The organism is Glutamicibacter bergerei (assembly GCF_054495185.1).
The window spans coordinates 2,269,657-2,283,364 of sequence record NZ_CM137131.1; the positions used below are offsets into that span (position 1 = coordinate 2,269,657).

Below are 13,708 nucleotides of genomic sequence, written 5' to 3' on the forward strand. Positions count from 1 at the left end.
ATCAGCCACCCAACACTGCGCGAATGTATTTGAGTGTCCAGAAAATTCAGTAGGCGTGACGGAACCGGCATACCTCAAGCTTGGAGGTGCTCGGTGCGTACGCAGTGAACTATTGGCGGTTTGTGGACTCAGCCCGGGTAGGCGACGTCTTTGGCATAATCATCTAGCGCATGCCAAGAATTGCCCACTCGAGTATAAAGTTCCTCGCTGGTTTCGGCATATACCGGTCGGAGGTCGCCTACACCAGAAGTTATACCGGTCATTCCCAGCAGAAGCCCCAAGCGTTCCGAACCATGTTCAAAGGTGAGCTGCTCGGCAGCTACCTGTTCGGTGGTGCTCAGTTTAGCCACGATAATTGACCGGTCCGAGTCCCAGACCGCCGTTGATACCGGAACGGAGGGGTAGACCTTCATTGGTTCATCGCTCAGGCCACGCGGAACGCCATCGGCGTCACGCACTATTCCGGCAATGTATACGGTTGATTCATTGTTCTTCTCGGCAACAATCAACGCCCTGGCCCCATCTCGGGAAATCGATAGCGAGGTTACTTTCGTATCCTCAAGCCACGACACGCTAATCGGGCGGGCTTCGCCTTGCCCGGCCACGTCTTCCGGAACTACTAGTAAGGGATGCTCCGCCGCGTTGTCCGCTGTCCAGGTCCAGCCAGCCACATCAATCGATGGCCGGATAAATGCCCCGCCTGTTGCGGCCAGTCCAACTCTTCCACTTTCATCGATTGTCATCAATTGAGTGGATTTACCGTTCAGGAAAGCATATCTATTGCCCACCGCTGACATAGCCGGGTTGCGCGGGTGATAAGCCGAGATGTCTGGCACGCCACCGACGGGAATAATCGAACGTCCCTTGACGTACACCAGCGACTCGTTGGAGATCGCGATGAGTGTGTCTGGAGTACTTGGATTAATTTGCGCGGTAACAAAGTTCGCTGCTGGAGCGCCCAGGGTTACTTCGGTTTCCTCTTGCAACATGCGCACAGTACTGACCGAGGACAAGGCGGTCAGCGTTTGCTCTAGTTGTTGCTGCATCAATTGCTTCGCACGGTCGGAGGATTCCCGAATGCTTTCGGCGCTAAGGTCAACCGTCGCCACACCGTCTTGTACCGGCACTGCTGAACGCACAAGAGTGCTAGCTGGAGAAAAAGCAGAAACTACAGCGTTCTGCAGATAGGGTGCGGGGCCGGCCAGCAGCGCTTCCACCATGGAAGTCGTGGTGCCGGCGCCAGAGGTGAACCACCGGACGTCAGGCACCAAATAGTTGAAACTGGAGTCGTAAAAATAAATAGTCTGGGGCGAGAAAATCTTGCTGAAGGAGCTTGACTCAAGCATGATGCCGTCTGGGGCCTTTGAGATCCGCCATTGGTCTTCGACCTTGGTCACTTCAACATCCACCGCACGCGTGGAGTGCTCTGGTTCCTGGGTATAGACGCCCATCGCATCTATTTCGCCTGATATTTCAAGCTGTATCGTATACCGATTGCTGTCGGCCCCGGTCAGCACGTTCATTGCCTCGTAAATCAGGGTGCGGCTATCACCTCGCCAGTCGGCACCCAGTTCGGGAGTCATGAATTCGCGTGAGAGCGCATAATCTTCAAGGACCGAACGCCCGGCCTCAACAAACCCCTCAACGATACGCCGCGCGTCCGATCCCTCAGTGGGGCCTTGCGCGTCGAAGCGGAAGGGCTGGGACTCTTCCTGATTAGACTCGGCCTCGATCTGTTGCACCATCGAATTGCGCGGAATAGTAGCGCAACCAGCCAGTACTAAGAGTCCGGTCAGTATGAGTGCCAGGAGCTGAGGTAGACGTAGGCGCATTATTTACTCTCCCCTTGGCCGTCTGTTGGATCCATAGGTTTGAGGGAAATTTCATCCTCAATCAAAATATCTTCGTCATCCAAAATCAGTGGGGTGTAACCAATCTTTGGCACTTCGCCGGTCAGCGGGAAGGAATCCCCAAGCAATCCAACGATCTCTTCGGTCACGGACGGTTCCAGAGGAAGCGGTGAGGAGGAAATGGAATCGAATTCGGTTCGAGGTAAGGTGAGCCGGAATACCGATCCAACACCCTTCTTTCCCCAGGTTTCCAAACGTCCATCATGCAAGCGAGTGTCTTCCATAGAAATGGAAAGTCCCAGGCCGGATCCGCCCGTGGTGCGAGCGCGAGCCGGATCTGCGCGCCAGAATCGATCAAAAACGTGCTGGCTGGCTTCGGGACTCATACCGATGCCGTAGTCACGCACGGTGACCGCAACGGATGAGTCATTCTGTCCGATGGTGATATCAATGGGGTTCTGCTCACCATGCTCCACCGCGTTTAACACCAAGTTTCGTACAATGCGCTCCACTCGACGCGGATCAAATTCTGCGACACAGCCCTCCGCCGGGGCGTTAAATCGAATGATCGAACCGTACTCATCAGCGACCGGAGTGGCAATGTCGATCACCTTACGAACGATGACATTTAAATCAGTAGATTCACGATCAAGCACCGCGACTCCTGCATCGAACCGGGAGACTTCAAGCAGATCGTTGAGCAGGTTCTGGAATCGCTCGATTTGTTCGTACATCAGCTCCGCGGAACGTGAGGTGAGCGGATCAAAGTTCTCACGTGCATCGTGAATCAGCTCGGCTGCCATGCGCACCGTCGTCAGCGGGGTCCGCAATTCATGAGAAACGTCTGAAACAAAACGTTGTTGCATAGCCGAAAGATTATTGAGCGCCGTGATCTGTTCTTGCAGCGACTGCGCCATGTGGTTAAAGGCGGTTCCCAAACGTGCAACTTCGTCTTTACCCGCAACCTTCATTCTGCGATCAAGATCGCCGGCAGCAATACGTTCCGAAACATAAGCGGCATCGGCCACGGGACGAACTACGGTGCGGGAAACAGACCAAGAAATGAACCCAACGACCAACAGGAGCACTAGGCCGGTGAAGACCATGGCACGGTTGATGAATTCTAAGGTGCTTTGCACGCTGGACAAGTCATAAACCAGATAGAGTCCGTATTCACGGCCCGGCGGGATGAGTACCTTAGTGCCGATAATAATCCCGGGTTGCCGTTCAGAGTCCACGCCAAGCTCAATGGAACGCCAGAAAATCCCCGAATTGTTCTGAACGCTTTCGGCAAGATCGTCGGGAACAACGCGAGTTGTCAGGGAGCCTGACGCCGTTGGTCCTACATACAGGTTCTCATCGCCCGCCACCGGAACTGGTTTGAGCACGAAGTCACGGATCACCGTGGCTCCATCACCTTCAAGCGTGGCCAGTGTCGAGTTGACCAATGACTGGGTAGAGACACGGTCGGTGGTTGATGCCGATTCCAAAATAGAACGCGCCTGGGTCAGGCCACGTTCAGATTCTTTGGAAATCTGGTTGAAGCGTTCGCTGAAAAGCGCAGAGGAAATCTGGTTGGAAAGAAAGGCGCCGGCTGCTAACAGCGCTAATGAGGTAAAGAGCAGGGTGGAAATCACCGTGCGATACATCAAGTGTCGCTGCCAGCGCTGGCGAATCCATTCGATTGGTCGCCGAATCCAGAGCTTCAAGCGCAAGAATGCAGGAGCTACCGGAGGGACTTGGACACGCGCATCGACCGGCACAATCTCGTTTCCGGTCGTGGCGTGTTCACTCAACTTGCCGTACCAGCCTTGTAACCCACACCGCGAATGGTCTGAATGACCTGTGGCTTCTCGGGATCTACCTCAATTTTTGAACGCAAACGCTGCACGTGCACGTTGACCAGACGGGTGTCGGCAGCGTGACGGTAACCCCAGACTGCCTCCAATAGCTGTTCACGGCTAAAGACCTGCCAAGGCTTACGTGCCATGGTGACCAATAGGTCAAATTCCAAAGGAGTTAACGAAACTTGTTTATCCGCGCGGGTCACTCGGTGTCCGGCGACGTCAATGGAGACATCTCCTACGGTCAAAGTTTCTGCCGCATGAGTCTCATTCGGGCGTAAGCGTGCACGGACGCGCGCTACCAGCTCGGCTGGTTTAAATGGCTTGGGTACGTAGTCATCTGCGCCAGATTCTAGTCCGCGCACTACGTCGGCGGTATCTGATTTGGCCGTCAGCATGACTACCGGTACATCAGATTCAGCACGGATCTGCTTGCATACCTCGATGCCGTCAATTCCAGGCAACATCAGGTCCAACAAGACCAGATCTGGATTTGATTCGCGGAAAGCTTCCAATGCTCCGGATCCGTCGTAACAAAATGATGCGTCAAAGCCGTCATTCTGTAGGACGATGCCGATCATTTCCGACAGCGCCTCGTCATCGTCGACGACTAAAATCCGAGCCTTCATACAACATCCCCCTGAAACCGAAAGCATTGGCATAAGCCACGTGACCTAAACGGGTACTTTTACTTTCCCCACTCTTCCTAAGATACATGACGCACCCCCACTTTCGTGGTGTGACCGCACGAATCAAGACTTCTTCTATGCATCCACTCGGGTTTGCTCCAGAGCTTGGGCATAACCGGTGAGGTGTTGCAGGCACTCAATGACCTGGCTAGAGCTAGAGTGAGCGAAGCTCGTAGCCGGCATGAGTGTTAGTTGGCCTAGGCGCGTCAACGGAAGACCTAATTGCTGCCACGGACGCAACACGTGATGCACGCCTTCGACCACGCCAGGTGCTCGCATACCCGGGGTTAAGAGTTGCAAATAAATTTGTGAACCGGATTCGATCAAAGATGCCATCCGCTCCCATCGCGGGTGGTTCATCGATGGTGGGTCAATCAAATACCCGTTGACACCTGCCTGATGCAGAATATCAACGCGTTTGATCCAGTCAGTATCGGCTCCGGGCAGGTTAACGATCACGCTGGTGCCCTCAATCTGTGCCATGGTTTGCACAAATTGAGCATAAACTTCGCGGACTTCGGCGCGCGGGATTGAACGCAGCGTGCGATATCCACTGGCGGTGGGAAGCGTTCCATCAAGTACGCCGGGAAGCTCAGGCTCGTCAAGTTGAACCGTGAACTGTCTAATCGAGGTGCTTGAACGCAGGCGGAGAAGATGTTGCTTTACCCCGTCTGCATAGGCCTGAAGAATGTCTCGTCGGGCACCGTGATCAATCAAGATTCGCTCGCCGTGGCTCAAATACAGTCCCGCTGCTAACGACCATGGTCCCAGCACCGAAACTTTGAGGCGTTGAGCTGGCTTCTTCTCGGCTCCCAGAACGTCGGCAAGCAGGTTTTCGTCGCTTCTGAGGAAACTACGAGCTCGGCGGGCATCAATGCCATCGCCAACACCGATGCGCCAACCATGAGGCTGCAAATCGAATCCCATGTCGCTGACCATCGAGGTACTTCGCCCCAAAGGGTCTGCGCCTACTCCACGTTCGGCCAGCTGTGGCATGACCGCAAGATTTGGTTCGCCTAGTTCCCCACGAACAACCTTATGGATCTCCATCGGTTCCTGCCCCGGAAAGTGGCAGAACGAAGTGACGAAAACATCCGAGCGGGCGAAATCGTCACCGGTTTCAGTCATTTTTATGCGCGTCAGAAATGTTTTGGTGGTGTCGGATTACTTCGGAAATAACGAAGTTCAAAAACTTCTCCGCAAATTCCGGGTCAAGGTGCGCCTCATGGGCTAGCGAACGCAGCCGCTGAATTTGTGCTTTTTCACGGTTTGGGTCGCTTGGCGGCAGATCGTGGCGAGCTTTCAGTAGCCCCACACGCTGGGTGGCTTTAAAACGTTCGGCAAGCAGATAGACCAGCTGGGCATCAAAATTATCGATGCTCCCGCGGATTGCATATAACTCGTCGAGGACTGCCTGCTCAACCTCTCCAGGCAGGGAGCTGGCATGCGGGTCGAATTCCTCGCTGGGCACAGTATTGTTCGGCTCGCTCATGGTCTTTAGTTTACGTGTTCACCTCCTATATTTCCCATTAAGTGACGATGCCCCGACAACCAAGATCGGTTGTCGGGGCAAAAACGTTAACTACGCCTAAGCGCGGTTCAGTTCTTCAATCAGCTTGCGTCGCTCGGCCTGTTCGCGGGGGTCCGGAACCGGCAGGGAAGCGATCAAACGCTGGGTATAGTCGTTCTGCGGATTCGAGAGAACTTGCGAGCCAAGACCCTCCTCGATCAATGAACCGCGGTATAGCACGCCCACCCACGAGGCCAGCATGTCAACGACTGCTAGGTCGTGGGAGACGAACAAGGCTGCGAAGCCAAGCTCGGTTTGAAGCTCACGGAACAAATCCAAAACCTTCGCCTGTACCGAAACGTCCAACGCACTGGTTGGTTCATCAGCGATCAACAATTTTGGTTCAAGTGCCAAGGCACGCCCCAAAGATGCACGTTGACGCTGCCCGCCGGAAAGCTCATGCGGATAACGGTCTGCATAAGCACCTGGCAATTGAACCGCTTCTAAGAGCGAAGCAACTTTTGCCCGGGTCTGTGATGGATTCAGATCTCGGTGCACGTTCAGCGGTTCGGCGACGCATTCACCCACAGTCAGATGCGGGTTAAAGCTTGCCGCCGGATCTTGGAACACAAACCCAATCTGCTTACGCAGTGGTTTGAAGCTTCGTTCTTTGTACTGCGCCATTTCATAGCCCAACACATTAAGTGAGCCATCGGTGATCTTGTTCAGACCCGCGATACTGCGACCAATGGTCGTCTTACCGGAACCTGACTCACCGACCAGTCCATAGACTTCACCGGCATGAATTTTTAGATCCACTCCGTTGACCGCGGTAAAACCTGGGGCACCCATGCGCCCTGGGAAGTGCACGCGTAAGCCCTTGGCCTCGACCAGTACCTCAGCCCGAGAATGTGGTCGTTCGTTCAAACCTTCTGAGGAAGAATTGCGTCCCAGGTGTGGGACCGCCGCAAGCAATGACTTGGTGTAGTCATCTTGCGGGTTTTCGAAAAGCTCAACTGCTGGAGCTTGCTCCACGACCTGCCCGTGATTCATCACGATGACACGATCTGCAATATCGGCAACCACACCCATATTGTGGGTAATGATCACGATTGCGGTACCCAACTCGTCGCGGAGGTTGCGTAGCAAGGCCAAGATTTCTGCCTGTACCGTGACATCCAACGCGGTGGTCGGTTCGTCGGCAACAATCAGAGCTGGTTTCAGCGCCAGAGCCGAGGCGATCACCACACGCTGTTTCTGTCCGCCGGAGAACTGGTGCGGGTAGTAATCCACACGTTGTTCGGGATCCGGAATTCCTACCTGTCGCATTGCCTCGATGGCGCGTGCTTTAGCTTCCTTCTTCGAGACTTTGGTGTGTGCGCGGATGCCTTCCATAATCTGCCAACCCACCGTGTACACCGGGTTCAGTGCGGTGGAGGGCTCCTGGAAAATCATCGAGACATCGCGGCCTCGCGCGGCGCGCAAGGCTGATCCATGAAGAGTGAGCATGTTTTTGCCCTTGAGGTACACCGCACCATGCGAGGCACCATTCTCGGCCAAAATACCTAACGCGGTGCGTGCGGTAACCGATTTACCGGATCCGGATTCACCAACGATGGCCAGGATCTCCCCGGGTTTGACGCTCAGATCAACACCGCGAACCGCCGGAACAGCCCCGGCATCGGTGACAAAGTCGATGTTCAAGTTTTCAATGCGCAACACATCATCGTTGCTTTGCGGATCTGTGTTCAGTTTCTTGTTCACCGGGTGACTCCTGCCTGCGTGATGCGCTGTGCTTTTTTGCGGCTAAAACGGCGCAACCGTGGATCGTTCAAATCATTCATTGATTCGCCCACCAGGGTCAGGCCCATCACCGTTAATACGATGGCAAGGCCAGGGAACAATCCGGTCCACCAGATGCCACTGGTGGCGTCAGACATCGCGCGGTTGAGGTCGAAGCCCCATTCTGAGGCAGCAGTCGGTTCGATGCCGAACCCCAAGAAGCCCAACCCTGCCAAGGTGAGCAGCGCTTCGGTCGCGTTCAAGGTGAAGATCAATGGCAGTGTGCGGGTGGCGTTACGCAATAGGTGCGTGAACATCACGCGCCACGGGCTTGAGCCAATAACTTGTGCCGACTCCACGAATGGTTCTGCCTTCAGTCGCATGACCTCGGCGCGAACCACACGGAAATACTGCGGGATGAAGACCACGGTGATGGAAATCGCCGCTGCCATGATGCCGCCCCACAGGCTTGATTGCCCCTGAGAAATCACAATCGACATAACGATGGCAAGGAGCAAGGAAGGGAAAGCGTAGATCGCGTCAGCCAGGACCACCATGATGCGGTCAAACCAGCCGCCGAGGTAACCGGAGATCAGGCCCAGCAGGACACCGATAAATAGGGACATCAGCACGGCGGCAATAATGACCCAGATCGCGGTACGTGCACCATACATGGTGCGTGAAAATACGTCGTAGCCGGTGACGGTGGTGCCCCAAATAAATTTGTCATCGGGTGCCGATTGACGCGGGAAGTCACCTGACATATCGGAGGATTGCGCAAAGTCGAACGGAGCAATCAATGGAGCAAAAAGCGCCGACACGATGAACAGCACCGATAGTACGAGGCCTGCGATGAGCATTCCGCGTTGCAGGCCAGAGGACATGCGCAAGTGCGAAACTACCGGGAGCCTAGCGAACCAGGGCTTACGGGCTGAAGCTAGCGAAGGGATACTCATGGTTAGTACCTGACTCTCGGGTCGATCAGGGCCGCAAGGATGTCAACAATAAAGTTGGTGACAGCCACGATAATTGCGAGCACCACCACGATGCCCTGCACGGCGACAAAGTCACGGGCGGTGAGATACTCAGCGAGTTTAAAGCCGAGTCCGGCCCATTCGAAGGTGGTCTCGGTCAGTACCGCACCACCGAGCAACATAGCGATCTGCAGACCCATCACGGTGATGATCGGGATCAACGCCGGGCGGTAAGCGTGCTTGGTCACCAAGCGGAATTCACTGACACCACGGGAGCGTCCGGCTTCCACATATTCGCGGCCCAGCGTTCCGATCGCATTGGTGCGCACTAGGCGCAAGAACACGCCACCGGTGAGCAGGCCCAAGGCCAAAGCAGGAAGTAGCGCGTGGGCAGTGACATCGCCTAGGGCGGCCATATTGCCGCTACGTAAGGCGTCCAACCAGTAAATTCCGGAAGGGTTCTGCAGTCCAGTCAGCGCTAGTTCGGTCTGCCAATCGGCGCGACCACTAATTGGCAGCCAACCGAGCCAGACCCCAAAAATTAGCTTCAGCAGCAACCCGGCAAAGAACACCGGGGTGGCGTAGGAAAGAATTGCCAAGATTCGCAATACTGCATCGGGGTAGCGATCACGGAATTTTGCGGCCACGAGGCCCAGGGGAATGCCCACTGCGAGAGCGACGATGACCGCGTTAATAGCCAGTTCTAAGGTGGCCGCGCCGTAGGTGACCAGTACTTCGGTCACTGCACGATTATCGCTCATCGTTCGTCCGAGGTTTCCGGAGAATACTTGACCTAGATATTCAATGTATTGAATAAAGACTGGACGGTCGTAGCCAGCCTCATGGATTCTTATAGCTAGTTGGTCAGGGGTTAGGCGTCCACCCATGGCCGCGGTAATTGGATCACCGGTGACGCGCATGAGGAAGAAGACCACCGTGATGAGGATAAAAACGGTGGGAATGATCAGCAGAAAGCGGGTAATCAGATAGCGGAGGAAACCTCCGCCTTTCTGCTTCGCTGGTTTGCGCGCAGGTGTCGGGCTAGGTGTTGTGCCCGTTTGCGACGTGATTGTCATCTTTTGTCCTTAGTATCAGGATCAGAATTTTGGTGCTTGGTCCAAAGTGGACATGCCAAGGGGATCTACCTGTGGAGCAGAAACTTCTGCACTTGGGTAGATCCCCTGGTCTTAGGTGTTCTTATGGCGAGGCAGAGACTACTTGCTCAGCACGCCAAGGCGGAACTTGAAGGATGCGTCCAAGGTCTTTTCAACACCCTGAACGTCCTTGCCCGCTACTGCTACCTGCGAGCCCTGCAACAATGGCAAGGTCGACAGATCTTCGGCGACCATGGTCTGTAGCTTCTCGATCGATGCGGTACGTTCTGCAACGTCGGACTGACCGCGCTGCTCGGAAATCAACGAGTCGACTTCCTTATTGTCGTAGCCATTGGACAGGAAGTTGTCGGTGGCGAAGAACGGCGACAGGTAGTTGTCAGCATCCGAGTAGTCAGGGAACCAACCCAGCTGGTAGGCCGGGTAGTCGGTGACACGCTGCTTCTGGTAGGTAACCCACTCGGTCGACTTCAGGTCAACATCGAAGAGGCCATCTGCTTCAAGCTGCTTTTCAACCAGTGCGTACTCGTCACCGGAGTTCGGTCCGTAGTGGTCCGGGTTGTACTGCAACGCCAGCTTGACCGGAGTCTTTACTCCTGCGTCTTCTAGAGCCTTCTTGGCCTTGGCAGCATCTGGCTTTCCATCGGTACCGTACATGTCCTTCAACGGCTCAATTGCACCGGTGAAGCCCTGTGGGACGTAGGAATAGGCCGGGGTGTAAGTGTCCTTGTAGACATTCGTGGCGATTGACTGACGGTCTACCAGGTGTGCAGCAGCCTGGCGTACTGCCAAGGACTTAGCCGGATCAGCATCGGCGGTCTTAGCGCCAAACGGCATGGAGTCGAAGTTGAAAACAATGTAGCGAAGCTCGCCACCGGGGCCCTTATGGACCGCAAGGTTTTCTTCCTTGCCTAGGTCTTCAATGTCGGTTGGCGTCAGTGAACGCCAAGCAACGTCGATCTTGCCCTCTTGAACCTCGAGTTTGAGGTTATTGGCATCGGCGTAGTACTTGATTGCCGCTTTGGAGTTTGCCGGAGCACCAAGCACGCCTTGGTACGCGTCATTAGCAGCGAAGGAGATCAAGTTGTTCTTGTTGTAAGAATCGATGGTGTACTGGCCACCGAAGGCCTTAGCGTCAACGATTTCTTTGTCATCCAGCACCTTGTCGGCTGGGAAGACCTCATCATCAACGATGGGTCCAACCGGCGAAGTGAGCACCTGTGGGAAGGTCTGGTCTTCGGCTACCTTGAGCTTGAAGACCACGGTGGTGGCATCCGGAGCTTCAACCGATTCCATGTTGCCTAACAGCGAGGAAGGGCCGTTCGGGTCAGCAATCTTTAGCTGGCGGTCGAAGGAAAACTTCACGTCCTTGGAGTCCAAGTCGTGGCCGTTAGCCCACTTGAGACCAGCCTTCAGCTTCACCGTGAATTCGGTGGGGCTGGTGTACTCGGCCGACTCGGCCATGTCGTTGGAGGGATCTGGAGAGCCTGGCTCCGAGTTCAGTACAAATGGGTAGATCTGGTTCATGACCATGAACGAACCGTTGTCGTAGGAAGCCGCTGGGTCAAGCGACGTTACCTTGTCAGTGGTGCCCAGGGTGATGGGGGCACTGCTGGCTTCATCGGATCCGCCGTTGCCCGCGTCATTCGACGATGGACCGGTACAACCGGTCAGGGCGAGGGCGGAAATGCCGATAACGGCAGCTGCGAGTCGCATACCGTTCTTTTTGCTGGCCATGAGCAATCCTTCTCTTGTTGTAGAACATGTGCGGAGTGATAGTTAGCACATGCTTCATACAGCCTAGGTGATTGAGGTCACCAAAGGCGAATGAATAACCCGATTTTCCCACATAAATTGAGATCTGGCTCGCACCATCAGGTGACCCGCGCCTCGCTTTGTCTTGCATGTAGCGCAGCCGAGAGCAAAGACATATACCGAACAAAGTCCCCGTACTCTAGGCTTGGACACGATGATGACACGTAGAGATGCAGCAATTGCGTTGGATATTCCCATGGAAATGGCCAAGCGCCATGGCATTGCCCCGCGCATGAGCGAGAAGGAATTTGCCGAGCTCAATGCAAACCCACCGGCCTGGTTAGTGCAGTCTCGGGCGAACCGCAAAGCCGGAGCCCGCCCAGTATGGGTCCACCTCACCTGCATCGTCTGCGGGCAGGACGAATACGAACGTCCCAAGAAATGGTGGCCAAACTTCGACTTCGTGCACTGCGCCATTCACTCTCCAGCACAACTTCCGGCACTAGACTCTGGGAAAACCCGCGTGGAGTACCAAGACATTTCCGCACGCATGTTTGGCATCGTCGACGAAGACGGCAACTAAGCTTTCGCAGTAGATCAAAAGGCTGGGCTCAAGAATCATTTATGGATTCTTGAGCCCAGCCGTTTGTATTTCTTAGAAGATTTCTTGGCTCATGCCACACTTCTGCGCTTGCTAAGTTGCACCGATAAAAGCCAGTTCTGCCTGACCATCTGCATATCCCATAACCCGGGAATTAGGCAGTGAAACCCGAATATTATTCGGGAACAGCAATTCCTACTTGCTTCATTTCTGGACGAGGCCCTTCTGCGCAGGATTCAACGGCTATCCCCTGCGCCGGCGCTTCGCGTGGTGTCATGATCGCAAAGTCGAAAGGTTCTTCATCAGGAACCCGCAGCTCTGAACCAGCAAACTAGCTGATGGCTCCTACCCTAGGTCACTTCCGAAAACTCAATTGCCTGCTGTGGACAACCCATGCGTCAAACGACCTAGACAGCACCGTCCAATCAAAAACGTAACTACCCTGAGGTTCATTGTCTAAGTAGAGGAAAAGCTGACGTCAATTGCCCCAAAAAAAATCTCACCCTGATCCAGAATGGATCGTTGTATTGAGTTCGGTTCTGAACCATTCGTTCACCCCACATGCCAGGTATCAGTGATCAAAACTTCGAGCTACTACTACCGTTCCTAGCGTGAAGGAGTGTCGCAGTATCACCTGTTCCTAGGCAGATGCCTCTAGGGGCAGGTGTGCCCCGTACAGTAGATCCTTCTTGGCTGACTCGCTGACCAGCAAAAGTAGAAAAATTGTCTTTGGCTGTACTGACATTGAATAGTTACTCAACTTTTCGCATTATTCGTTCCATAAGCAATAGAATCTAGGCATGTCGCCACAACGTCTCGGTCTAATCTTGGCAGGTGTTCCGCTCTTAATCTTGGGGGCCATCGCAGTGATGCTGGCCGTGCAAGGCGACTCCATTAACGCCCGGAGTACGTTCGCGGTGGGGGTGATAATCGCTGCTACAAGTGGCGCTTCTGTGGTTTATCAAGTGGACCGCTGGACACTACAAATCCAGTCTTTGATCCATTTTGGAATCATGCTTTGTACAGTCCTACCCGCACTGTATTTGAGCGGATGGTTCGTTCTTAATGGTCCCTTAGATTACCTGTCGACATTTGGCATATTCTTGATAACCGGAGCTGTACTCTGGACATTTTTTTATCTGATCTTTGGAATCATTCAACCAAGAATCCAAGCCAAACGCCTTCGCAACTAACGTTGCCCCTCATAGTTCCTTAGCCCTCCCAGGACTGGCATTCCTGTTAGATGACCGTTGTCGCACCACGGTACTCAATGAGCGAGGAGTTTGCGTCCAAGGTACTTTTTGATGCTGCTGGAGGGAAGTTCGAAGAAGCTAAAAATGCTTCAAGGCCGCGCTGATGGCCATCACCCAGAGGTCTCTGCCGCTTCGACAAGGTAATCAACGAACTACCTCATGAACTCCAACGTCGTCTAGGACAACGATCCGTCGAAGCACACCGGCGCCCGTTCTTTTCGGATCCACAGCTGAGCATGCCTGCTCCCAAGCAAGCGAGCCAACAGGACTACCCGGCTAGAGCAATCACATTTTCTTTTTGAGAATTGTTGGAGACTATAAGGCACGGGCATCTTAGG

General features: G+C 54.4%; 11 protein-coding genes. 2 read left to right on the forward strand and 9 right to left on the reverse strand.

Annotated elements, in window-relative coordinates; all coding sequences use genetic code 11:
- Positions 1-128: 128 nt before the first annotated feature.
- The 9 genes from ACX5K5_RS10460 to ACX5K5_RS10500 form a co-directional block, all read right to left on the reverse strand.
- Positions 129-1,832 carry an LpqB family beta-propeller domain-containing protein gene (locus ACX5K5_RS10460; protein ID WP_096257152.1) on the reverse strand — a complete coding sequence of 568 codons (1,704 nt, stop codon included), beginning with the start codon at positions 1,830-1,832 and terminating at the stop codon, positions 129-131.
- Positions 1,832-3,646 carry an MtrAB system histidine kinase MtrB gene (gene mtrB, locus ACX5K5_RS10465; RefSeq protein WP_188685692.1) on the reverse strand — a complete coding sequence of 605 codons (1,815 nt, stop codon included), beginning with the start codon at positions 3,644-3,646 and terminating at the stop codon, positions 1,832-1,834. Before mtrB ends, ACX5K5_RS10460 begins: the two co-directional genes overlap by 1 nt.
- Complete coding sequence (mtrA, locus tag ACX5K5_RS10470) at positions 3,643-4,323, reverse strand: MtrAB system response regulator MtrA (RefSeq protein ID WP_096257154.1); 681 nt, start codon at positions 4,321-4,323, stop codon at positions 3,643-3,645. Before mtrA ends, mtrB begins: the two co-directional genes overlap by 4 nt.
- Positions 4,324-4,458: 135 nt before the next feature.
- A complete protein-coding gene (locus tag ACX5K5_RS10475; RefSeq protein ID WP_105675103.1) occupies positions 4,459-5,511 on the reverse strand; it encodes a uroporphyrinogen decarboxylase/cobalamine-independent methonine synthase family protein in 1,053 nt (350 codons plus the stop codon).
- Positions 5,504-5,875 carry a chorismate mutase gene (locus ACX5K5_RS10480; protein WP_096257156.1) on the reverse strand — a complete coding sequence of 124 codons (372 nt, stop codon included), beginning with the start codon at positions 5,873-5,875 and terminating at the stop codon, positions 5,504-5,506. The genes ACX5K5_RS10475 and ACX5K5_RS10480 overlap by 8 nt, the downstream gene beginning before the upstream one ends.
- A 96-nt stretch (positions 5,876-5,971) precedes the next feature.
- The gene (locus ACX5K5_RS10485; RefSeq protein ID WP_096257157.1) at positions 5,972-7,657 is read right to left on the reverse strand and encodes an ABC transporter ATP-binding protein; all 1,686 of its coding nucleotides are present in this window, start codon (positions 7,655-7,657) and stop codon (positions 5,972-5,974) included.
- Entirely contained in the window at positions 7,654-8,631 is a 978-nt protein-coding gene (locus ACX5K5_RS10490; RefSeq protein ID WP_096257158.1) for an ABC transporter permease, read from the reverse strand. Before ACX5K5_RS10490 ends, ACX5K5_RS10485 begins: the two co-directional genes overlap by 4 nt.
- A 2-nt stretch (positions 8,632-8,633) precedes the next feature.
- Entirely contained in the window at positions 8,634-9,725 is a 1,092-nt protein-coding gene (locus tag ACX5K5_RS10495) for an ABC transporter permease (RefSeq protein ID WP_096257159.1), read from the reverse strand.
- Positions 9,726-9,863: 138 nt separating this feature from the next.
- Complete coding sequence (locus ACX5K5_RS10500) at positions 9,864-11,498, reverse strand: ABC transporter substrate-binding protein (protein WP_346059218.1); 1,635 nt, start codon at positions 11,496-11,498, stop codon at positions 9,864-9,866.
- A 232-nt stretch (positions 11,499-11,730) separates the two neighbouring features.
- On the opposite strand from ACX5K5_RS10500, the gene ACX5K5_RS10505 reads away from it, so the two are divergent.
- Complete coding sequence (locus tag ACX5K5_RS10505; protein WP_096257161.1) at positions 11,731-12,099, forward strand: hypothetical protein; 369 nt, start codon at positions 11,731-11,733, stop codon at positions 12,097-12,099.
- Between the two features lie 818 nt (positions 12,100-12,917).
- Positions 12,918-13,310: a DUF3021 family protein gene (locus ACX5K5_RS10510; RefSeq protein WP_096253868.1), complete on the forward strand. Its 393-nt coding sequence runs from the start codon at positions 12,918-12,920 to the stop codon at positions 13,308-13,310.
- Positions 13,311-13,708 lie beyond the last annotated feature (398 nt).